This window comes from Blautia stercoris (assembly GCF_054657695.1).
In genome coordinates this window covers 488,470-509,490 of the sequence record NZ_BAAHYF010000002.1, presented here as the reverse complement: position 1 = coordinate 509,490, position 21,021 = coordinate 488,470, and the positions used below count along the sequence as shown (strand labels likewise).

Here is a 21,021-nt window from a genome sequence, read left to right as displayed (position 1 = left end):
ATCTATTTTTGTAAAATCATTTACTTTCTACACTTTGAATTATACAGAAAGCTATTTGCCAAAAGAATCCTTATCACACATTAACAGAATCAATGGAAATTAAGTAGTTACTTCATCTTTTCCTTCTCCTCTATTAATTTTATGAATTCTTCTTCTGATATTTCTGCCCGATTGGCAGCATCTTTCGTACTCAATACATGGTCTCTAACCAACGAGATGAGCATTTCTAATTTGCCCTGTTCTATTCCTTTTTCTATTCCTTTTTCTATTCCTCGTTCTTCTACTGCATCTGACAAATTACACATAAAACTCAACTCCTCTCCTAGTCCATTTTCCATTTTAATTTCATACTCTTTTTCTAATCGGTCTTTTTTCTCTTTCTCTGGCATTTCGGTATCAAACAGTGTATTCATCATTTGAAGAAATGTATCTTCGGTCTCTGTTTCGGTATTCAAACACACCATTACAACTGAAAGTTTATCATATTCCAGCCTTTTATCTGGAATTCCCGATATTAAATCACTTTTTTCAATTTTATATTCTGAAATAGCATTTCCAATATATTTCGGTGCGTTCATACAAATCCAGATAGAGTATACTTTTTTCAAATTATTGTATTTAGGAATTTCAAATTCCGTTCCAAGCTGTGCTGAAAGCATTCTTGCAGCATAAAAGACTCCTCTTGTCATTAAAGAATATCCAACATAATATGCTTTCTGTGCTTCAATATTGATAATCAGTTTAATTCTTTCCTCTTTTTTCGGTACCCAGGCAAAAAAGCGGATATCATAATATATTTCTCCTTCTTCATTTACCTTGTCTTCATTAGGTAAACCTGTAATCCGTGTTGCATTCGTCTCTCCCGGATTTACTTTTCTACTTCCAATTTCTGGTTCTCCTTCTATGCATTCCATAATTTCTTCTCGACTCATACCTGCATATTCACTGACAGTACGCTGCATAATCCAAGAAAGAATGTTCTTATCTCCTAATACTTTTTTGCACTGCTCATCATACTGAATCTTTGCTTGCGCCAAATCTAAATTTCGTGCAAATTCAGTTCGCATGATTCCCCTTCTTTCCTTTTTGATTTTCTCTTATTCATAGCCTTATTCCTAATCAAGTTCTAGTTATGCCCTGCATTCTCCAAAATCTCTTTTAACGTCCTCGGCTCATAATTCATCCACGGTTTCATACAGCCGACATTATATGCCCGTGGCATTTTGTCATAAATATGCCCACACTCGTTTTCGCTCATTTGTACGATACATCTTTGGAAATAATCATCCTCTTTCCCATTATGCGTGTGACCATACAGCAAAATCGTTCCTCTTCCCATATTTTTCCAAGTGAACTACTCGGCAACTGAGTTACCAGAGCATCTGAAATCTGGCGGGATACCGCCTTTTTTCAGGGTGCGTCCATGACACCAATACTGCTTGCCTTTCGGCTATGCAGCTACTTTTATTATATCTGGTTTTTTTAGTCCGGTTACGGACAGTTCCTTCTGTTTTCCGGATACGGAAAGATATTTCCGCAGGATATTAAATGCGCCTACCGCATCTGCATTGTATCTTACTCCGTCAGTTACATACATGCCACGTTCTTTTCGGTTTGATGCTTCTGCATATCTTTTTGATACTTCTGGTGATAACGGGCTGCACTGGCTGGTATAGCTTTCTTCTTGTTTTATCAATGGAATCCCATACCGTTTCAGCTTATATTCCAGCATGATATACAACTTATTATACGGCAGGCTGTGAAACTTCTGGTTTGTCTTGTGTCCCATATCTTTTTCTTTCCGGATATTTCGGATGTCTCCCACAACCACACAACGGATCTCTTCTTTTCTGCAGTATTCTGCGATCCATCTGGTCACTTTGTGAAGATAATCCTTCACTGCATTCTGCTTTTTCCTGTAAAGTCTCTGGATATGTTTCGATGATTTTGGATATTTTATTCCTCTTTCCGATTGTTGTGTATACCATACTGACTGCACTCTGGCGATCTCTTTATGAAAATATCTTTCCAAAGAAAGATATTTTCTTCCCAGGATAAAAGCCCGGCCATTTCCAGAATCATAACAGGTCATCAGATTATGAATCCCCAGATCTATAGATAAGTAATGTCCATTCTGGGAAAGCTGTTCCGGCTCTTCACTCTCATAAATAACAATAAGGGCGCATTTTCCATTCTCCGGTGGATAGATCTGCAATTGTTTTATATGGTCCATGCTCCTGAAAATCTTATTTTCAAGATATAGAAATTTCTCATGGATCCCGTATGTTTCTTCCATATAGCTTTTCAGATTCTTTGGCAGAGACAGTCTCAGCTGGTCTGAACCTTTCTCATGCTGAATCCCCATCTGCATATATGTAACCGGGATATTTCCCTGTTTAAAACGGGGCGGATTTGGATCTTTGATCCCTCCAGTCTTTTTTAGGACATAAAAGGATTTCCATGCTTTGTCCAGCTGCTTGCAGATCTCCTGCGCTGTCTGTGACAGAAGCTGTTTATACCACAGATTTCCTTTATGTGCTTTTTTCTGATAATACCAGTCAGGATACTTTTCCAGTCCCAGCTCTTTATAATGACGCCGTTCGTAGTTGCAGATATTCCAGAGTTTGGAGGCTGCATAACACATATGCCCTATGATATTGGAATATTCCTGACTGATCTTTATGGATGTTTTATGTGACAGCAGCATTCCTCTTCCTCCTTTAATCACTGCGCAGATAGGGATTCACACTCCATCTTGAATCAATACGATTTGCTCTGATGTTCAATATAACGGCGGATATTTTCTTCAGATACAGATCCGATCGTTTCCACATAATAAGAATGGTTCCACAGCTCTCCTTTCCATAGCTGGTTTCTTATTTCCGGAAAACGTTCGAACATTTTTCTGCCAGTGATCCCTTTCAAATACTTAACGATTGCTGTTATAGAAAGTTTTGGTGGAGCTGATACAAAGCAGTGGACATGGTCGCCTTCATCACATTCAAATAAATGAACAGTAAAGCCCTTGTCCTCAGCAATCTGCTGCACCAGTTCCTGAAGGTATTCCTCAATTTCTTGTTTTAATATCTTCCGTCGGTATTTCACTGACCACACCATATGGTAGTTAATATTACACACGCAAGTTCTATAATGTATTAGGTTTTCTTTCATGCATATAGTATATCATATTGAATTGTAATGCGCAACAATTATCCGAACATATTTTCGTTTTTATTATATACCGGTTACGGCATTTATTTTTTATATTTATATTTTAACAGAGGATGAGGATTATTATACTGTTTGCATTGTGCAGATATGCACACTCCTGCGCTTTCATCTCGGTAATTGAATTGCCGAGGATTCCCGCTTATTGTCCTAAATGAACCAATAATGTCAATACGTCATCTTTTCCCTGAAAGGTTGTCATATCATTTGAAAATGTTCCAGTTTAAAATTTACCAGTTTATTTTTAATAAACCTTAGCGTTGCAAGTGCCGTTCCACATGTTGACGACATTTTATTCGTTGCCATCGCTATATGTGGAGTCAGACCGGCAATTAAATCCATTTTCTCGTCCCCTCAAGTCTTTTGTTTTTCTTATCATAGGGTGGGCAGACAGTTTTTGTCAAGTAAACAAAAAGAAGCTTTCGGAAAATTTAGAGTTTTCCAAAAGCTTCTTTTTTATTTATTTTTATTTACGCATGCCAGATGTCGTTATTATATTCTGCAATTGTACGGTCAGATGAAAAATATCCTGCTTTTGCAATATTGACAATCATCTTCTTCGCCCATGTTTTTCTATCTTCATAAGCTTCTAAGGCTTCTTCTTTCTTTTTGGTATAAGCCTTGAAATCTAAGAGTGTCATAAACCAGTCTTTATTTAACAGTTCATTCTGAAGTCTGGTTAAGTTTTCTTCATGACCGATTGCAAGCAGCTCTTTAGAAGTAATAAAGTCTACCGCTTCTTTGATTGTCTCATCTTTTTCGTAGAAGTCTCTGGAAACGTAGTCTGCATTTTCATAGTGTTTGATTACTTCTTCACTGGAAGCTCCAAATACAAAGATATTATCATCACCTACCAGTTCATGGATTTCTACGTTTGCACCATCTTCTGTACCGAGAGTCAGCGCACTATTTAACATGAACTTCATGTTTCCTGTTCCACTTGCCTCTTTAGAAGCCAGAGAAATCTGTTCTGAAATATCACATGCCGGAATCAGTTTTTCTGCTTTTGTGACATTGTAGTTTTCAATCATAACAACCTTTAAGTATGGACTTACTTCAGGGTCATTGTTGATTAATTCCTGTAAACATAAAATCAGGTGAATGATATCTTTTGCAATCACATAAGCTGGTGCTGCCTTTGCTCCAAAAATAACTGTGATTGGAGTAGATGGTTTCTTACCCGCCTTGATTTCTTTATATTTATGAATCACATATAATGCGTTCATCTGCTGACGTTTGTACTCATGCAGACGTTTAATCTGAATATCAAAAATAGATTCCGGATTCAATTCTACATTTTGAGTCTGTTTTAAGTAATCGCAGAGTGCTTTTTTATTGTCTCCTTTTACACTCAGTAATTTTTCAATGACTGCATCATCATCTTTGTAAGCCAGGAGTTTTTCCAGTTCTTCTGCATTTTCTCTGTATCCGGTTCCGATTAATTCATCAAGCAGAGCAGTCAGTTCCGGATTGCAGTGAATCAGCCATCTGCGGAATGTAATTCCATTTGTTTTATTATTGAATTTTTCCGGATAAATCTTATAAAATGCATTTAGCTCTGTATCTTTTAAGATTTCTGTATGCAGAGACGCTACACCATTTACACTGAAACCGTAATGAATATCAATGTGTGCCATGTGTACCACATCATTTTTATCAATGATTACAACACTTTCATCATCAAATTTTCTTCTTACTTTATCATCTAAAATTTCGATAATCGGAACCAACTGAGGAACAACTTTCTTTAAATATTCCATCGGCCATTTTTCAAGTGCTTCTGCAAGAATGGTATGGTTTGTGTAAGCACAGGTTTTGGTTACAATCTCAATTGCTTCATCCATCTGGATTCCACGTGCAACCAACAAACGAATTAATTCCGGAATGACCATAGTCGGATGAGTATCATTAATCTGGATAACCGCATATTCATACAGATCATGCAGATTTGAACCACGTGCCACACATTCATCCAGGATTAACTGTGCACCATTACTTACCATGAAATACTGCTGATAAATACGCAGCAGACGACCTGCATCATCACTGTCATCCGGGTATAAGAACAGTGTAAGGTTCTTTTCGATTTCTTCTTTATCAAAATCAATTCCTTCTTTTACAATGCTGTCATCTACAGATTCTAAGTCAAATAAGTGAAGTTTATTGCTCTGATTGTTGTATCCGGTTACTTCAATATCATACATTCTGGAATTTACAGTCAGATTTCCAAACGTTACAGGATAGCTTACTTCCGTTTTTGTCAGCCAGCTTTCTTTTTCAATCCATGGATTTGGAACTGCATTTTGTAATTCATTTTTAAATTCCTGTTTAAATAATCCAAGATGATAATTTAATCCAACTCCATCTCCGCTTAATCCTAATGTTGCAATAGAATCAAGGAAGCAGGCAGCCAGACGTCCCAGTCCACCATTTCCAAGAGATGGTTCCGGTTCAATTTCTTCGATTTCGCAAATATCTTTTCCATTTTCTGCAAGCATTTTTTTCACATCATCATAAATACCAAGGTTAATCATGTTATTGGATAATAATTTACCAATTAAAAATTCTGCTGAAATATAATAGATTTTTTTCTTCTTTACCGGTACTTCTTTATCCTTTGCCATATTCTGAACAACATGTAACAGTGCATAATACACTTCTGCATTAGATGCTTCTTTGACTGTTTTTCCAAGTTTTGTTTCTAATAATTCCTGAATTTTCATCATAAAAAAATCCTCCATCATTTTCTTTATCTTGCTCTAAATTCTATTTTCCTGTTATCCTGTCGTGTTTCTTATCTGCATTTTACTATGCTTTTTCAATTATTTCTTGCAAAATACTCTCTATTTATAATACAATACTATTAAAATATAATTTACAAATTTTGTATAAAAATGGAGGAATTTGTTCATGAACCTCACAGAATACCAAAATTACCATGAGTCAAAATCTCATACTTCTCTCGAATTTCCTTATAATACTTACCTTTGCTGTATCCCTATGGACTTTACGCATGTTCCCATTCACTGGCACAATGAAATGGAATTAATTGTCATCCAGAAAGGCAGTGGAATCATCTCCGTAGACTTTATTACCCATGAAGTAAAAGCCGGAGATATTGTCTTTGTGCTTCCCGGACAACTCCATTCCATCAGGCAAAAAAAAGAAGCACGGATGGAATATGAGAACATTCTCTTTCATCCATCTATGCTTCTTTGTGGTGAACCGGATTTGTGCGGAACAAATTTCATTCTTCCTCTCATGGAAAATCCTGCTACCATTCAGACCTTTCTCACTCCAGATGCCCCTGCTTATGAATCTCTTTCCGGATGCATCCGAAAAATCGATAATCTCTGCGATTCCAGACCAAAAGGCTATCAGCTTGCAGTCAAAGGCTGGCTCTTCCAGCTTATGTTCTTTCTCGTTTCCAATCAGCAGACACTAAAACAGCCTTCTCAGTCTCACCAAAAACATATGGATAAACTGAAAACCATTTTAAAATATGTCGAAGAACATTACAACGAGCCTTTAAACATTGAAGATATGGCAAATCTCATTCATTACAGCAAATCTCATTTCATGAAGTTTTTTAAAACACATATGAATATGGGATTTACCCAGTATCTCAATCATTATCGAATGAGCATGGCGGCAAAACTTTTAGTTTCGACCGATGATTCTGTTTTGACGATTGCAGTCTCTTCCGGCTTTGATAATCTTTCATATTTTAATCGACTCTTTAAAAGAGAATTTCATATGACGCCACGAGAATACCGTCGTCAGCAATGATACGTTTGACACTTACATGATTCTTTTCAAAAAACCTTATTGAGCTTCCGTTTTTTTAACTCAATAAGGTTTTTGTTCTATCTTGATTCTATTTTTATTTTACTTGCTTTTCACTGCTTCTGCAATTTTCTCTACAACTACACAAAGCACAACTGTAATCACCATATCCGGTAATGTGTTTCCCACCGGTGTATCTACCTGCATCAGCAGACGATAAATCACAAAACCAACAAGCCACACCGCCAGATTTCTCCACTGAAATGCAGATTTTTGGGCATCTGCCTTTTTTAACATAAAGTAATCTGCAATTTGCACTGCAATCATCGGTGCAAACACAGAACCAATCAGATATAAGAAATTTGTAATGTTATCCATTGGATACACAATTGCGGCAATTGTTCCAATTATCGTTACTACAATTGCTGCCCATTTTTCCTGAATTTTAGAGGAAATCGATACGCTAGAAACTCCTGCGGAATAAGCATCCAAAAAGGTTGTTGTGACTGTGGAAAATACAATAATTAAAAGTCCCACAATACCAAATCCTGTTTTTAACATAATCTGCGCAATGTCATATTCACCTGTAAAAATAGCTGCTCCCATACCAATCATATACATAAAAATGCTGACCAGACTGTAAACAACTACACTTGCAAATGTCGCTGCAAATGGTTTTTCTGCTTCTCTTGTATAGTCACTGATCAGTGGCAGCCAGGAAAGCGGCATTGCTACCGCAAGCTCTACTGCGGCTCCAAATGTCAGACTTCCATCATCTACAATTGCCGGCATGCTTCCATTTCCAAAAAAGATAACTTTAAAAAGTACCAACGATAAGATAAAAAGTGCAGTCATTGCAACGGTGTTTAATTTACCAAGATTTGTAATCCCAATCAGAATCCATACAATAATCAGAACACCGATAATAATCGCCCAAATCCAAATGCCGGTATGTAGCACACCATCTGCTGCAAGTGCACCGTCATAAATCATAATTGCAGTCCAACCCACAAGCTGTAAGACATTTAAAATGGCAAATAAAAGGCTTCCCCTTTCACCAAAACTCATTTTTACTGTTTCCATGGCACTTTTACGTTCTTTTGCACCAATCATTCCCGCTGCAAACATCATAAGTCCGCCAATCAGATGTCCCAGTAAAATCGCTGCCATTGCTTTTCCAAAGCCAAGTGGTGCAAAATAAGTACCGGTCAGGATTTCAGCTAAAGATACCCCTGCACCAAACCAAATCAGTCCGTTTGAAAAAACGGAAGTTCTCTTTTCACTCATCCCTCGTACTCTCCTTTGACTGCAAACGCATGATTCATCGGTCCGCTTCCTTTTCCAAGGTCAAGCATAGCGGCAAGTGCGCCGGAAATATAATTTTTTGCATATTTTACGGAAGTTTCCAAATCTCTTCCTTTTGCAAGATTTGACGCAATCGCTGAAGAAAGAGTGCAGCCGGTTCCGTGTGTATTAGAATTATCAATTCTCTTTCCATGGAACCATACCGGCGCTTTTCCTTTTTGAAAAAGCAGGTCGTTCGCATCATTTAACTGATGTCCGCCTTTTAATAAAACTGCACAGTCGAATTTCTCACAAATAAGCTCTGCTGCTTTTTCCATATCTGCTTCTGATTTAATTTCCATCTCAGAAAGAACTTCTGCTTCCGGAATATTTGGAGTAATCACTGTTGCAAGCGGTAATAGTTTACTTTTCAATACACTGATAGCATCTTCACTAATCAGTCTTGCCCCACTGGTTGCCACCATAACAGGGTCTACTACGATATTTTTTGCGTGATACTCAGTCAGTTTTTCTGCAATGGTTTCAATCAGCTCACTTGAAGAAACCATTCCTGTCTTAATCGCATCCGGATAAATATCTGTAAAAATACTATCAAGCTGCTCTGCCAAAAATTTTGGTGTTACCTCCATAATATCTGTTACGCCAGTTGTATTCTGAGCAGTCAACGCCGTAATCGCACTCATCGCATACACGCGATTTGCGGTCATTGTCTTAATATCTGCCTGAATGCCGGCGCCTCCACTGGAATCACTTCCAGCAATTGTTAATGCTGTGTACATCATTTTTTCCTCCTTGTTCTTTGCATTAATTTTATAGAGCGACAAAAGGTGGTGCCCCCAATCTGCCGCTGTTATGCCTTGAATCTTTCAATGTATTTTAAAAATGCAGGAACCCAACGAAAGATTCCTGCATCTAAAACACATATCTGTGATTCATTATCTCCCTACGTTGGCATTACCCAAATCAGGTTCTGGGTTAAAGCATCCGCTTACTCTCAGCCTGCTTACGCAAGCACCCCGCTTTTTATAACAATTTTATTATACACCCTTATCTTGAAAATACAAGTTTTTGATGCTATTTTTCCCTTGAACCCAAATAGCAGGTGCAACTGATATAATAATCTATCGCACCTGCCATCTTCCTTCATCGTTCTTACGATCGAGGTAAAGCCTTTTCCACTCCAATAATTTGTTATATGCTTTTCTTCAAGATTTCAATCTCGCATTTTATGACTTTCTTCAAGATTTTATTTTACGTTTTTATGACTTTCTTCAAAATTTTATTTTTCTACCGGCTCATCCATCTTGCCCAGGCTGCCAGCCCTGCTCCATGTTTTATTTCACCTGATGCCACCATTCTTTTAAATTCTTCTATCGAGACTTCATGAAGTTTCAGCACCTCTGCCGGGTCCAAAGATTCCTCCCCCTGCTTTCCACAACAAATTGCAAAAAGATGGATTTTCTCATTCGTCGAACCAAACGACGGATAAAAATCTCCAAGCGGAATCACCTCTTCTGCTTCATATCCCGTTTCTTCTTTCAATTCACGTACTGCTGCCTGCTCTGCTGTTTCCCCCGGGTCTATCAGTCCTCCCGGAAGCTCCGTCTGCCACAAGCGGATTGGATAACGATATTCCTTCAGCGTAATAATATTTTCTCCATGAAACGGAAGAATACTTACTCCTTCAATCATTTCAAGATAATCATAAGGTCGGATCTGATTTTTCACCCGTACTTTATCCTGTACAAGTGTAAAGCGACCCAGCTTTATTTTCTCTGACTCTACTGTTTCAAATGGACTTTTTATTTCCTTCATATTTCTTCCCCATTTGTCTTAATGACATGTTTATACCAATACGCCGAATCCTTTAGAATTCTCTGCTGATTACGATAATCCACATACACAAGTCCAAATCGGTCAGAATAACCTTTTGCCCATTCAAAGTTATCCATCAATGACCACTGGAAATATCCTCTGATATCCACCTCTGTTGCAGCTCTTTTTAGTTCATGCAGATATCTTCCAAGAAAATCAATTCGATTCGGATCATGCACTTTTCTATCCAGTGAAATCACGTCATGGCAAGATAAACCATTTTCTGTGATATAAATTGGTTTTTGATATCTTTCATATAAGAATTTTGGTCCCCAATATAAACATTCCGGAGTAACCGGCCACTGTATCGCTGTTTTCGGAAAACCTTCATATCTTTGAACGGCCTCCGGCTTTCCATTCTCTCCCATACGATAAGCGCAGCCATTATAGATATTTTGTCCATAGACATCAATTGGTTCAGAAATTAATTTCATATCTGCATCTGTAATTTTCGGAAGATATTTTTCATAACGAACCAAGCCTTCTTCCGGATAATGTCCAAGCAGTACCGGGTCAGACCACCACGCTACATTCCAGGTCCAGTTACTGTCATCTTCCTGCATGGAAAAGTACATCTGTCTTGCGGCTTCAATATCTTCCGGACGGTTAGTCTCAGGATAGCAGACAGAAGAAGTCGGAGCATATCCAATCGTCAGCTTTTGTTTTCCATAAGCGCGAAGCATCTGCACTGCACGCCCATGTGCTTTTAATGCATTATGTGCCATCTCAAACGTATCTCTTAACGGTGCTTTTACACCCGGCGCATGCTCTCCTGTAAGAAAGCCAAGTCCTACGAAACACTGTGGTTCATTTAAGGTAAAGAAATGTGTTACTCGATCACTAAAACGCTCTGCGACAAGCTTTGCATATTCTCCAAACCACTCCACAATTTGCGGATTCATCCAACCTCCTCTTTTATAAATCTCATAAGGAAGTTCCCAATGATACAGCGTAATATAAGGTTCAATCCCATTTTCCAGCAACTCATCAATCAGTGCATTATAAAATGCGATTGCTTTTTCATTTACTCTACCATATCCTTCCGGAAGTACACGTGACCAATCAATTGAAAAGCGATACGCTTTTAAACCGATTGCTTTCATTAGCTGTACATCTTCTTTGTATCTGTGATAATGGTCACATGCAACCTCTCCTGTATGTCCGGAGTAGATTTTTCCTAGTTCTTTTGTATATACATCCCAGATGTGTTCCCCTTTTCCATCTTCTGTCACGGCACCTTCAATCTGGTAAGCACTTGTTGCAGCGCCCCAGACAAAGTTTTCTGGAAATTTAACTTCTGTTTTTGCCATTATTTTCACTCCTGTTCCTGTTTTAATCTTAAAGCAAACTTGCAGCTCCAATCATTCCGGCATCATTTCCAAGTGCTGCGCAGTCTGCAACATGTGGATAACTGCTTTTATCTTTTATAATCGGAACACGGTTGGTTACAGCAAGTGCTTTTTCAATGTGTAAATCTCGTTTTTTTGCATCTTTTCCCACTCTGCCGTAATCATACACACGATAAGTCACATTCGAATTTTGCTGAAATTCAGCAATCAAAATGCCTGCGCCAATTGCATGAATGGTTCCGGATTCAATAAAAAGCACATCTCCTTTTTGTACCGGAACTGCATTTAATACTTCAAGTAATGTGTCTTCTTCGATTCGTTTTGCAAACTCCTCTTTACTGATTTCTGTTTTAAAACCATAATACAAATAGGCACCCGGATCCGCATCCATGACATACCACATTTCTGTTTTTCCGTACTGGCCTTCATTTTTCAACGCATAACGATTACTTGGATGCACCTGTACGGAAAGACTTTGTTTTGCGTTAATAAATTTTGTCAAAATAGGAAAATCTCGGAATCTTCGGCAGTTGAGTCCAAGCACTTCTTTGCCTTTGATATCGATATATTCCTGCAGTGTTTTCCCTGCATACATTCCATTTGCAATATAAGATGGCCCGTCCGAATGACAGGAAAGCTCCCAGGCTTCTGCAAGTACCTTTCCATCATATTTTACACCATACTCTTCTGCCAGTCTATGACCACCCCACAGATAATCTTTACAGCTTGGTTTCAATTTTAAAATACTCATCTTTTATCCGCCTCTATCATTTCTCACTTAAACAATCAATATATTTCTGACACATTTCTTTGTGGATTCCGGTCGCCTGAAAAACAAGCACAAGGTCTTCTTTCTCTGTTCCATCAAGCTCACTTTCCAGTTTTGTACCAGTTAAATCAGTTGCTTTTGTTCCTCCAGCTTCACAGCGATTCAAGTCTTTTATCTCAAATTCATCGGCAGAGTAATACTCTCCGCCAACACTGGTGCAGTATTTCAGAAAGTCTTTTGTCAGAATCACTGCATCTAATTCTCCCTTAGACCACTGGAAGAAAAATTTATCAAATCCGCTTTCATTTCCTGCATCCTGTTTTTCTTCAGTTTTCTTATAAGAAATCACATAGTCTGAATCAAATACGATTCTTTTTGCATCAAGACCTGAAAATGTGGCAAATTCTTCTGATAAAACTACATCCCTGTCTGAATCAATTTTCTGATTCACCAAGGCACATTTAAAAAACGGTTTTTCTTCTGGAAATGCAAAATGGACAACCAGGAAAATCAAGAGAGCAAGGACTGCAAGAATGCCTAACATATGGTACCAATAATAGGTAAAAATATATTGTACGGTTTCTTTTCGATTCATGTCCTTTGTATTGTCTTTGATTCTTCCAAATAAGCTGCCCATTTTTCTCATTCCTTTTTTCTGTACCAAATTTTTGGTACCGTTATTTTTTCATTATTTCTTATTTGTTTAATAATTTAAGATTTTTCTCAATCAGTTCACATCTTTGTTTTACGCAGTCCGGGGAACGAAGCGGGTCTTGCGGAGTTGAAAACAGATAGTCTTCTAATTTATCAATTGTTGTGGTAGCTACATGCATTCTGGTATCAGATGATGCATAATAAATATAAACATCTCCATTTTCTTTTGCAATGGCACCGTTTGTAAATACAACATTTGAAACGTCACCGACTCTTTCTTTTCCAAGCGGAACCAAGAACACTCCGGATGGCTGTGCAATTAATTTGTCCGGCTGTTCTAAGTCTGTTCCGAATACATACAATACATAACGAAGTCCTGCTGCGGTATTTCTTACACCATGTGCAATGTGTATCCAGCATTTCTTTCCTTTAATCGGAACTGCACCAGCACCATTTTTGGATTCTGTCAAAGTATGATAAACTCTTCGACTGATAATTTTTTCTTCATCAATCACCGCATGTTCGATATCTTCGCAAAGACCAAATCCGATTCCACCGCCACTTCCGGTTTCGATAAATCCATCCATCGGACGAGTATAAAATGCATATTTTCCATCGACAAATTCTGGATGAAGCACTACATTTCTTTGTTGTGGAGAATGAAGAGTTTTTAAGTTATCCAGTCTTTCCCAGGTTTTTAAATCTTTCGTTCTTACGATTCCAGCTGCTGCAACCGCTGCAGATAAATCTGGATTTTCTTTATCTTTACTTTCTGAACAGAACACACCATAGATGTATCCGTCTTCATGTTTGGTCAGACGCATATCATAGACATTCGTCTCTTCCGGACAGGTATCTGGAAGTACCACTGGATAATCCCAGAACTTAAATCCATCCACACCTGTTTCACTTTCCGCTACTGCAAAAAAAGATTTGCGGTCTGCGCCTTCCACACGTGCAACCAGATAATATTTTCCATTTAACTCGATTGCACCGGAGTTCATCACTGCATTAACTCCAAGGCGTTCCATAAAGTATGGATTTGTCTCTTCGTTAATATCATATTTCCATGTTACCGGCACATGGTCTCTTGTTAAAACCGGGTCTTCGTACCGGTCAAAAACTCCATTATAAAAATCGCTTTTTCTGTTTTTTCTTTCCTGTAAGCGTTCCAGTTTTGCCTGTTCTACATAATACTGGCTGTGAATCATTTGCTTGTCCTCCTGATGATTTCCATACACATTCTTCCGTTGTGATACGGACATTTCCATGGTTCTACAATCGTTTTTTTACTTTCTGGTTCGGAATCTTTATTTAAATCCCAGAACCATTCTGAGCCTTCTCTTTTGTCAATAATATGTTCTTTGATATAATCCCAGAGCATTTCTGTGACTACTTTATATTTTTCGTCACCAGTCTTCTCATAACAATTATAAAATCCGACCATTGCTTCTGCCTGAACCCACCAGACTCTGGTTGTGTCTACAACGCCTTTGGAACATTCATTATTCATTGCTCCATTTTCAAGCGCCTCTTTGTAGACCTCACCTGCAATCGCTGTGGTATACGCTTTCGTTTTCCCGGAAATTTCTTTGTCATTTAATACATCGCAGGCACGGTCTAAGAGCCAGCTTACTTCAATATCATGATCATAAGAGTATAAATCTGAAATGGTATTCATTTTTGCATCAAAGAACACTTCCAGACGATGGTTTTCTTTATTATAAACTTTCCCAGAAAATGCATTTAAGATTTTCTTTAATGCCATGCCAACTTCTTCTGATGGTGCTACACGATAAAGCTCTGTATAGGCTTCCAATATATAAAGCAGAGTATTCATCGTTTTATCTGCAAGCAGTCCATTTTCGGAAAGTTTATCATTATCCTCTAATATCCAGTCTCTTGTAAAGGATTCCAGATATCCAAAAGATTTTGGAAGAGCAAGTACAGAAGTATTTGCATACTCTTCGTTTGATTTAAATGCAGTCAGCACGCAGACTACAACCGGAATGACTGCAATCAATGATGCTGCAATCAGTGAAAAATATTTTACGAAATTTAAAATCAAAGTTCCTGGCTGGATTGATTTCTTCATTATGCAACTCTTCCTTCTCCAGTTTACGACGCCTTTTTTCTTCTTTTTTTCTTTTTCTGACTGCTGCTTTGGACTCATCACTTGTCCCATCATCAAATGCATATTTAAAGAACAATTTCTGTGCGACAGTACAGATAATGATAATGACAAGAAGAATGATTGCCATTGCACAGGCAAGTCCGACTTTCTGGTTTTCATGTGCCAGACGGTTCATGATTACAAAGTAAGTACCGGTTTCCATCTGACCATTTGTGATAACATAAGGCGGTTCAAATGCACTTAAAGAACTACTAATAGAAAGAATCAGGTTTAATACAATAATGGATTTGATACTTGGCATGATAATGTAACGAAACTGATGCCATTTATTTGCTCCATCCAAAGATGCTGCTTCATATAAATCCGTATCGACAGACATCATTGCACCAAGGAATAAAATCATGTTCTGTCCGGTGTATCTCCATACAGAAGTTGCAGCCAGAGCAAAGTTATTAATGCTCTTATTCTGAAGCCACATTGGAATATTATCAGGATTCATTCCGAGTAATTGAAGAATAGTATCTAATACATATCCTCTTGCATAGAAAAATTTAAAGATAAATCCGACTGCAATACCACAAATCAGGTAAGGAAAGAACATAAATCCTTTAAAAATAGATTCGCCCTTTACTTTAAATACCATCATAGTTGCAAAAAATAATGCCAGTATAAGCTGTACAACTGTACCACCCATGTAGTAAACACTGACAAACAAAGAACCAAAAATATCTGGTCTGCTGAATACTTCTTTGTAATTCTTAAGTCCGACCCATACCTTGTCTCCAAGATATTTCATATCATAAAAGCTAAACTGAACCATTTTAATAAATAGAACATAAGTAAAAACGACTAAAAGCAGAAGCGGAAGAAACATAAATATTACAATCAGAAGTCTTTTTTGTACTTTTCTGCGTCTTAGAAGACTCCCAGTCACTGGATGCAGGGTCTTCTTCTACCAGTTTATCTGCAACTGCTGTATACAGAGTGTAGTAAACTGCATAAGGATCGCTGTTTTCTTCATTCTTTGTGAATGGATTTTTTGTATGAAGCAGAATGTTATTCTTGTAATCCGGGTCACCATTGGAAGCGATTCCTACATAATCATTCCATACTCCCATTGTCCAGCCTGCTGCAAAGTTTGTGTAAAGCGGAATGGCGTCTGTTTTTTCTTTAATTGTTTTTAAGTCATCGATAAATTCATCCGAAGTTTTTGGAAGTTCTGTAATTCCGGCTTCTTTCCAGACTGCTTTGTTATAAGCAACACCGCCTGCTGTACCACCATTTGGGATTCCATATACGGTTCCGTCATAAGTTTTTTTCTGTTACGAAATTATAAGTATCATTTAATGTGTCGTAGTCACCAAGCGGAGCAAAATAAGTTGAGAAATCACTCTTGTCACAAAAACTTGGAATAAAGCAGATATCGCCCCAGTCACCATTTGTCAGACGAAGATTTAATCCTTCATCCTAATCTGTAATCGTCTCATAAGTAACTGTGATGTTTGGATACAGTTTATGGAACTCATCTGCATATTCTTTATATTTTGTATCTACAATGTCCGTTCTGTTTGTCAAAATTTTAATGTCTGCTTTTAAGTCCTGATAATCATCTCCAACCTTAATCTGGTCGATTGTCGGGATGTCGGCTGAGCTGCTGTCTCCTTTACTGCTGTCACTGCTTCCACCATTTTCGCAGGCAGTTAAAGATAATACCATGACTGCTGCCATCATAAGACTTGCTACTTTTTTTCTTTTCATAATTTGCCTCCTGATTAATTATTTTTTAATTCTTTTTAAATTAAATTTAGTACGCATCATTTAAGTTCATTTTTCAAGCATTTTATGGCTCAAAATGACATTTTGTTAATTTTTAATTAATTTAAGTGTGGTTTTTTGGTAATATCCCCTATGTTTCTGTGTGTTTTTCGCTTAAATTAAACTTAATAATTAGCTTAAATTATTTTTTAACCAAAAAAATAAAAAGCTGACTCATTTGAGCCAACCTCTTACCTTGTTTACAACCTTTGTATAAATATCCTTGCCATACCACTCAATGCAGTTCGGCATTAAAGCAGAGCATCCGCTAAACATATTTTCTAACTCCTTGACCTGCTTCTTCAGATGCGATGGAATACGAATATGCTTCAAACTTACACAGCCAGCGAATATTTCATCTCCAAGTGTTGTAACACTGGCTGGGATTGTAACTTCTTCCAGTGCACTGCACTCCTTAAAAGCGCCCGCCTCAATATGTATCACGCCTTCGGAAATGTGCAGAGTTTTCAGTTTTTCACACTTCCAAAAGGCCTCCTCTCCAATCTCTGACACACTGGAAGGAATTGTCAATTCTTTCAATGCAAGCGACGAAAACGACCGTTTTCCAATACTTGTGACTGTGTCCGGCAGTACCAGACGCCGTACTGCCGGACGCCTGCTAAGTAAAAATTCTTTTTCTACCCGTACCACCCCATCTGGAATAATGACCTCACCGCCTGGTCCATCATATCCAACCAGTGTACCATCTTCCTCGATGGAAAACTGCGGTATTTCACTGTATGTAATCACCTCGTCAGCTTCAGCTCTACCAGGAAAGAGACAAATATCTGCGTACTCCAAATATTCCGGCATGATTACCCTCGTTACCCAACACTCTGAGAAAATATCTTTTCCAAAACACCTAACACTTAGCGGAATCACGAGTTCATCAATCCATTCACAATCGGCAAATGCCGACTCACCAATTATCTTCAGCCCCTCTGGCAATTCTATCTTCTTTAAACTATAACAACCAAAAAATGCTCTTTCTCCAATCTCTTTCAGTGTTTCTGGCATTTCCACCCTCTCCAAGTTGTCACATTCCATAAATGCCTCTTTCTCAATCACTTCCAATCCTGCAGGCAGTTTTACCTCTTTCATTACTTCTTTTAATTTATTCTTTACGTAATATCCTTCATCCTCCTCAACATATCTCCACTTCCATGCAAATGCGTGTTTTCCTATGACGCGTACGCCCTCTGGAACGACTACAGTCTCGTCAACCCCGCAGTACACACTTAATCTATCATTCTCAATCCAGAACTCATTCTCATTATAATTCGGTTTGATCTCTGGCGATGTCTCTACATTCTGTTTTGCGTCGTACCACTCAATATTGTCATACCATTCCTCGTTCTGGTTAGTATCTCTCGTTGAAGAACGATTCTTCTGGTTTTCTATCGCTCCCCGTAGATGCTCTGGAACAAGGATGTGCTTTATTGTACATCCGTCAAATGCAAGAGGATCAAGTCTTTTCACACTAGGTGGAATAATCACCTGTTCAAATGACCCGCCACACCCAAATGCACGCTCCTCGATACTTATCAATCCATCTGGTAAATTAATCTGTTTTAAATCGCAGTATTCAAACGCACCTCTCCCAATCACTTCAAGACTGGACGGCAATTCTACCTCCTTCAACCCATAGCAAAACCAAAATGCATTCTCAGCAATTCTCCATACTGTTTCTGGAAGGATGACTTTTTTTAATCTTTCTGCCTCACCGTCCATTTCAAGGTTTGGTTGAAATGCGCCATATCCAATTACGTGCACTCCCTCTGGAACGGTCACAACTTCATCTGTCCCATTATATTCTTCCAGCACGCCTTTCTTGATTACAAATTCTTCATTCACGTCCATCCCCCATTTCTTGTCTTCTGTACTCTCGGAATCTTTCTTACACCCGATGCCTCTAGCTTTCCTTTAACCTGCGCAATAAATTTATATTTATCCGCACAAACCGTTATTCGGTTTTGAACAAGTATCAAAGCTTATTTCGAATATCCATTTGAATCTGTTTATTTTTTAAGCTTTACACTCTTCTTAATCACCATCCGTCCAGACACAATATCCATCCCATGTCCACGTTTTGGATTTTTAATCTGTTTCAGTACTTTTTCTAATGCTACTTTTACCATTGCTTTTATATTTACTTCATAAGTTGTAATCTCTCTGTCCGCAAGTTCTGGATAGAGATAATTATCGAATCCAACAACAGAAATATCTTCCGGAACTTTATATCCTCTTTCATTCAGCTTATCAATCAGCATATACGCTGCAAGGTCACAGCTACAGACAAAGCCTTTCGGCAGTCTCTTTGGAAGTTTAAATCCCATCTGTCCCAGTTCACCCCTGTCCTCAATGAGCCACTGTGGTTTTATCTCTTTTTTGTGGCTCATCATTGCTTTTAAGAATCCGCAGTATCGATCCATAATACTGCTTGTTGAATAAATCGAGCCGACAAAGCCAAGTTCTTCAATTTCCTGTTCAAACATGAATTCTGTCAACAGATATGTTCCATAAAAATTATCGGTAACGACTGCATCCTTTGCAAAGTCTTTATCATAATAATCCAGAAATACCACCGGAATCCTTGCTGTTTCTGTCAGCTTTACAATGTATTCTTTATTAATTTTTCCAAGAACAATCAGTCCGTCCACTTTATTTTCTTCCACACATGCCGGAAGTTTTAAAGTATTTCTTTCATCTTCTTTTCTTAAGATTTCAACTGCTGCAAAACAGCGTTTTTCTGTTGCAGCTACCGCAAGTTCCTGATACATTTTCCAATAAAATGTTTCGTATTGTGCAAGATAATTTTCTGCAATAAGCACACCAACTGTATAACTTGCTTCTCCTGCTGCCTCTCTTGCTTTCTGTTTTCGTTCTGACAAAATCTGATAGCCCATCTCACTTGCCACACTTTGAATCTTTTCACGCAGTTCTTCACTGACACCTTTATTTCCGGCAAGCGCATTATGAACCGTAACCGTGCTGACGCCCACTTTTTTCGCAATGTCTGCCAGCCTGACTTTTCCCATCTTTTTCACCTCATCTATTCTTTTAATCTTTTTCATCTACTTAAATTTAAGTTAATTATAAAGGGGTTGGGCTTAAGCTGTCAATAGACGTCTGCCTGCCGATTCCTCCATCCGAGGAACGTTTTTTATTTCTTATGACGCATTCATATAGAATGGACAAAAAAAGAAGACGAGCCCCGGTGATTTCGACCACCTGTACTCGTCTTTTTTATATTCTTATATTTTTACATTACTCCATACTTACCCGCTCAATATGCATCGCAAGATATCCAATCTCAATCTCTTCAAGCTGAACCCGAAGTGCCTTACTCAAATGGTCACAGACAATTCTTGCAAGTTCATAAGACTGTGGAAAATTGTGCTCCACATAATCATTCATATTTACTTTCAGTGACTCTTTATTTAATGCCCGTGCTACCATGAATTTTACATGGTTCATCAAACGGTTATAACTCAAAGACATTACATCAATATGAATCTTTCTCTGTGCTTCAATCAGCGAAATGCATTCTCTTACCGCTCTTGCCATCTGCATAGAAACCGCAACGGACTCTTTTTCAAGCGCTGAATGAATATGCAGTGCGACATATCCAATCTCATCATCCTGCACATCAATTCCTTTTTCTTTTTTTAAGCGTTCTTTTAGTGCCAGCGCGACTTTAAATTCTCCATAGAATAACGTCTTAATATCCTGGGTTAAAGGATTTGAAATCTGTTCTCCCTTTTGCATTCGTTTTACTGCAAACTCGATATGATCTGCCATCGGAAACAAAATGCTCTGATCAATTGTTCCAAACTGCTCTCTTGCCCGATTTAAAATCTGATTTGCCATTTCCAGATATTCAGGCTCTATACTCCTTGCCAGTTCAGATGCAGCTCCTCTTGATGAAGTTTCCTGCAACGAATAAACGGTACACTCTTCTGGTTGTTCCATTCGTTCGCCTACTTTTTTTCCGAACCCGACTCCTTTTCCGAGCAACACATATTCTTTATTATCCTTCATATCAAGCGCAATCACACCATTATGATTTAAGACTTTGCAAATACGATACACCGTTCTCCCACCTT

Annotated in this window: 21 protein-coding genes and 1 riboswitch; of the genes, 1 reads left to right on the top strand and 20 read right to left on the bottom strand. The window is 38.1% G+C overall.

Annotated elements, in window-relative coordinates:
* Positions 1 to 107 precede the first annotated feature (107 nt).
* The 6 genes from ACYQ2D_RS12135 to ACYQ2D_RS12110 form a co-directional block, all read right to left on the bottom strand.
* Positions 108 to 1,067, bottom strand: a complete 960-nt coding sequence (locus tag ACYQ2D_RS12135; RefSeq protein WP_459785604.1) for a hypothetical protein — start codon at positions 1,065 to 1,067, stop codon at positions 108 to 110.
* 59 nt (positions 1,068 to 1,126) lie between these two features.
* Positions 1,127 to 1,258, bottom strand: a complete 132-nt coding sequence (locus tag ACYQ2D_RS12130; RefSeq protein WP_459785603.1) for a hypothetical protein — start codon at positions 1,256 to 1,258, stop codon at positions 1,127 to 1,129.
* Positions 1,259 to 1,450: 192 nt separating this feature from the next.
* The gene (locus ACYQ2D_RS12125) at positions 1,451 to 2,707 is read right to left on the bottom strand and encodes an RNA-guided endonuclease InsQ/TnpB family protein (protein ID WP_459785601.1); all 1,257 of its coding nucleotides are present in this window, start codon (positions 2,705 to 2,707) and stop codon (positions 1,451 to 1,453) included.
* Between the two features lie 53 nt (positions 2,708 to 2,760).
* Positions 2,761 to 3,171 (bottom strand): IS200/IS605 family transposase, encoded by a 411-nt coding sequence (gene tnpA / locus ACYQ2D_RS12120; RefSeq protein ID WP_459785599.1) that lies wholly within the window; start codon positions 3,169 to 3,171, stop codon positions 2,761 to 2,763.
* 255 nt (positions 3,172 to 3,426) lie between these two features.
* Positions 3,427 to 3,570, bottom strand: a complete 144-nt coding sequence (locus tag ACYQ2D_RS12115) for a hypothetical protein (RefSeq protein ID WP_459785597.1) — start codon at positions 3,568 to 3,570, stop codon at positions 3,427 to 3,429.
* Between the two features lie 128 nt (positions 3,571 to 3,698).
* Positions 3,699 to 5,951 (bottom strand): glycogen/starch/alpha-glucan phosphorylase, encoded by a 2,253-nt coding sequence (locus ACYQ2D_RS12110; protein WP_459786184.1) that lies wholly within the window; start codon positions 5,949 to 5,951, stop codon positions 3,699 to 3,701.
* 187 nt (positions 5,952 to 6,138) lie between these two features.
* On the opposite strand from ACYQ2D_RS12110, the gene ACYQ2D_RS12105 reads away from it, so the two are divergent.
* Positions 6,139 to 7,017, top strand: coding sequence for an AraC family transcriptional regulator (locus ACYQ2D_RS12105; protein WP_459785596.1), 879 nt, complete (start codon positions 6,139 to 6,141; stop codon positions 7,015 to 7,017).
* A 99-nt stretch (positions 7,018 to 7,116) separates the two neighbouring features.
* Here the strand turns inward: ACYQ2D_RS12105 and cytX are convergent, their stop codons facing one another.
* The 14 genes from cytX to ACYQ2D_RS12035 all read right to left on the bottom strand — a co-directional run bounded on the left by cytX (position 7,117) and on the right by ACYQ2D_RS12035 (position 21,007).
* Positions 7,117 to 8,301 (bottom strand): putative hydroxymethylpyrimidine transporter CytX, encoded by a 1,185-nt coding sequence (cytX, locus tag ACYQ2D_RS12100; protein WP_459785595.1) that lies wholly within the window; start codon positions 8,299 to 8,301, stop codon positions 7,117 to 7,119.
* Positions 8,298 to 9,098, bottom strand: a complete 801-nt coding sequence (thiD, locus tag ACYQ2D_RS12095) for a bifunctional hydroxymethylpyrimidine kinase/phosphomethylpyrimidine kinase (protein ID WP_117456557.1) — start codon at positions 9,096 to 9,098, stop codon at positions 8,298 to 8,300. Before thiD ends, cytX begins: the two co-directional genes overlap by 4 nt.
* A 143-nt stretch (positions 9,099 to 9,241) precedes the next feature.
* A riboswitch (TPP riboswitch) is annotated at positions 9,242 to 9,348 on the bottom strand.
* Positions 9,349 to 9,606: 258 nt separating this feature from the next.
* Positions 9,607 to 10,134, bottom strand: coding sequence for an NUDIX hydrolase (locus ACYQ2D_RS12090; protein ID WP_459785593.1), 528 nt, complete (start codon positions 10,132 to 10,134; stop codon positions 9,607 to 9,609).
* Positions 10,131 to 11,504 carry a GH1 family beta-glucosidase gene (locus ACYQ2D_RS12085; protein ID WP_459785591.1) on the bottom strand — a complete coding sequence of 458 codons (1,374 nt, stop codon included), beginning with the start codon at positions 11,502 to 11,504 and terminating at the stop codon, positions 10,131 to 10,133. The genes ACYQ2D_RS12090 and ACYQ2D_RS12085 overlap by 4 nt, the downstream gene beginning before the upstream one ends.
* A gap of 28 nt (positions 11,505 to 11,532) precedes the next feature.
* On the bottom strand, positions 11,533 to 12,294 hold the full coding sequence (locus ACYQ2D_RS12080) for a type I phosphomannose isomerase catalytic subunit (protein WP_459785589.1): 762 nt from the start codon (positions 12,292 to 12,294) through the stop codon (positions 11,533 to 11,535).
* A 16-nt stretch (positions 12,295 to 12,310) separates the two neighbouring features.
* Positions 12,311 to 12,949 carry a hypothetical protein gene (locus ACYQ2D_RS12075; protein ID WP_459785588.1) on the bottom strand — a complete coding sequence of 213 codons (639 nt, stop codon included), beginning with the start codon at positions 12,947 to 12,949 and terminating at the stop codon, positions 12,311 to 12,313.
* Positions 12,950 to 13,007: 58 nt separating this feature from the next.
* Positions 13,008 to 14,177 carry a glycoside hydrolase family 130 protein gene (locus tag ACYQ2D_RS12070; RefSeq protein ID WP_459785587.1) on the bottom strand — a complete coding sequence of 390 codons (1,170 nt, stop codon included), beginning with the start codon at positions 14,175 to 14,177 and terminating at the stop codon, positions 13,008 to 13,010.
* Positions 14,174 to 15,061 (bottom strand): AGE family epimerase/isomerase, encoded by an 888-nt coding sequence (locus ACYQ2D_RS12065; protein WP_459785586.1) that lies wholly within the window; start codon positions 15,059 to 15,061, stop codon positions 14,174 to 14,176. Before ACYQ2D_RS12065 ends, ACYQ2D_RS12070 begins: the two co-directional genes overlap by 4 nt.
* Positions 14,943 to 15,896 (bottom strand): carbohydrate ABC transporter permease, encoded by a 954-nt coding sequence (locus tag ACYQ2D_RS12060; RefSeq protein ID WP_459785585.1) that lies wholly within the window; start codon positions 15,894 to 15,896, stop codon positions 14,943 to 14,945. The genes ACYQ2D_RS12065 and ACYQ2D_RS12060 overlap by 119 nt, the downstream gene beginning before the upstream one ends.
* Before the next feature lie 25 nt (positions 15,897 to 15,921).
* Entirely contained in the window at positions 15,922 to 16,389 is a 468-nt protein-coding gene (locus ACYQ2D_RS12055; RefSeq protein WP_459786182.1) for an extracellular solute-binding protein, read from the bottom strand.
* A 178-nt stretch (positions 16,390 to 16,567) separates the two neighbouring features.
* Positions 16,568 to 16,858, bottom strand: coding sequence for a hypothetical protein (locus ACYQ2D_RS12050; RefSeq protein ID WP_459785584.1), 291 nt, complete (start codon positions 16,856 to 16,858; stop codon positions 16,568 to 16,570).
* A gap of 231 nt (positions 16,859 to 17,089) precedes the next feature.
* Positions 17,090 to 18,769, bottom strand: a complete 1,680-nt coding sequence (locus tag ACYQ2D_RS12045; RefSeq protein WP_459785583.1) for a leucine-rich repeat domain-containing protein — start codon at positions 18,767 to 18,769, stop codon at positions 17,090 to 17,092.
* Between the two features lie 164 nt (positions 18,770 to 18,933).
* Positions 18,934 to 19,953 (bottom strand): substrate-binding domain-containing protein, encoded by a 1,020-nt coding sequence (locus tag ACYQ2D_RS12040; RefSeq protein WP_459785582.1) that lies wholly within the window; start codon positions 19,951 to 19,953, stop codon positions 18,934 to 18,936.
* A 229-nt stretch (positions 19,954 to 20,182) separates the two neighbouring features.
* Positions 20,183 to 21,007, bottom strand: a complete 825-nt coding sequence (locus tag ACYQ2D_RS12035) for a PRD domain-containing protein (protein WP_117456551.1) — start codon at positions 21,005 to 21,007, stop codon at positions 20,183 to 20,185.
* Positions 21,008 to 21,021: the final 14 nt, after the last annotated feature.

Bases quoted from the DNA above. Each gene is read 5' to 3' on its own strand.
- ACYQ2D_RS12040 (WP_459785582.1), bottom strand. From the start codon at position 19,953: ATGGGAAAAGTCAGGCTGGCAGACATTGCGAAAAAAGTGGGCGTCAGC.
- ACYQ2D_RS12080 (WP_459785589.1), bottom strand. From the start codon at position 12,294: ATGAGTATTTTAAAATTGAAACCAAGCTGTAAAGATTATCTGTGGGGT.
- cytX (WP_459785595.1), bottom strand. From the start codon at position 8,301: ATGAGTGAAAAGAGAACTTCCGTTTTTTCAAACGGACTGATTTGGTTT.
- ACYQ2D_RS12070 (WP_459785587.1), bottom strand. From the start codon at position 14,177: ATGATTCACAGCCAGTATTATGTAGAACAGGCAAAACTGGAACGCTTA.
- ACYQ2D_RS12050 (WP_459785584.1), bottom strand. From the start codon at position 16,858: ATGAAAAGAAAAAAAGTAGCAAGTCTTATGATGGCAGCAGTCATGGTA.
- ACYQ2D_RS12110 (WP_459786184.1), bottom strand. From the start codon at position 5,951: ATGAAAATTCAGGAATTATTAGAAACAAAACTTGGAAAAACAGTCAAA.
- ACYQ2D_RS12090 (WP_459785593.1), bottom strand. From the start codon at position 10,134: ATGAAGGAAATAAAAAGTCCATTTGAAACAGTAGAGTCAGAGAAAATA.
- ACYQ2D_RS12130 (WP_459785603.1), bottom strand. From the start codon at position 1,258: ATGAGCGAAAACGAGTGTGGGCATATTTATGACAAAATGCCACGGGCA.
- ACYQ2D_RS12135 (WP_459785604.1), bottom strand. From the start codon at position 1,067: ATGCGAACTGAATTTGCACGAAATTTAGATTTGGCGCAAGCAAAGATT.
- ACYQ2D_RS12125 (WP_459785601.1), bottom strand. From the start codon at position 2,707: ATGCTGCTGTCACATAAAACATCCATAAAGATCAGTCAGGAATATTCC.
- ACYQ2D_RS12065 (WP_459785586.1), bottom strand. From the start codon at position 15,061: ATGAAGAAATCAATCCAGCCAGGAACTTTGATTTTAAATTTCGTAAAA.
- tnpA (WP_459785599.1), bottom strand. From the start codon at position 3,171: ATGAAAGAAAACCTAATACATTATAGAACTTGCGTGTGTAATATTAAC.
- ACYQ2D_RS12115 (WP_459785597.1), bottom strand. From the start codon at position 3,570: ATGGATTTAATTGCCGGTCTGACTCCACATATAGCGATGGCAACGAAT.
- ACYQ2D_RS12085 (WP_459785591.1), bottom strand. From the start codon at position 11,504: ATGGCAAAAACAGAAGTTAAATTTCCAGAAAACTTTGTCTGGGGCGCT.
- thiD (WP_117456557.1), bottom strand. From the start codon at position 9,098: ATGTACACAGCATTAACAATTGCTGGAAGTGATTCCAGTGGAGGCGCC.
- ACYQ2D_RS12060 (WP_459785585.1), bottom strand. From the start codon at position 15,896: ATGAAATATCTTGGAGACAAGGTATGGGTCGGACTTAAGAATTACAAA.
- ACYQ2D_RS12105 (WP_459785596.1), top strand. From the start codon at position 6,139: ATGAACCTCACAGAATACCAAAATTACCATGAGTCAAAATCTCATACT.
- ACYQ2D_RS12075 (WP_459785588.1), bottom strand. From the start codon at position 12,949: ATGGGCAGCTTATTTGGAAGAATCAAAGACAATACAAAGGACATGAAT.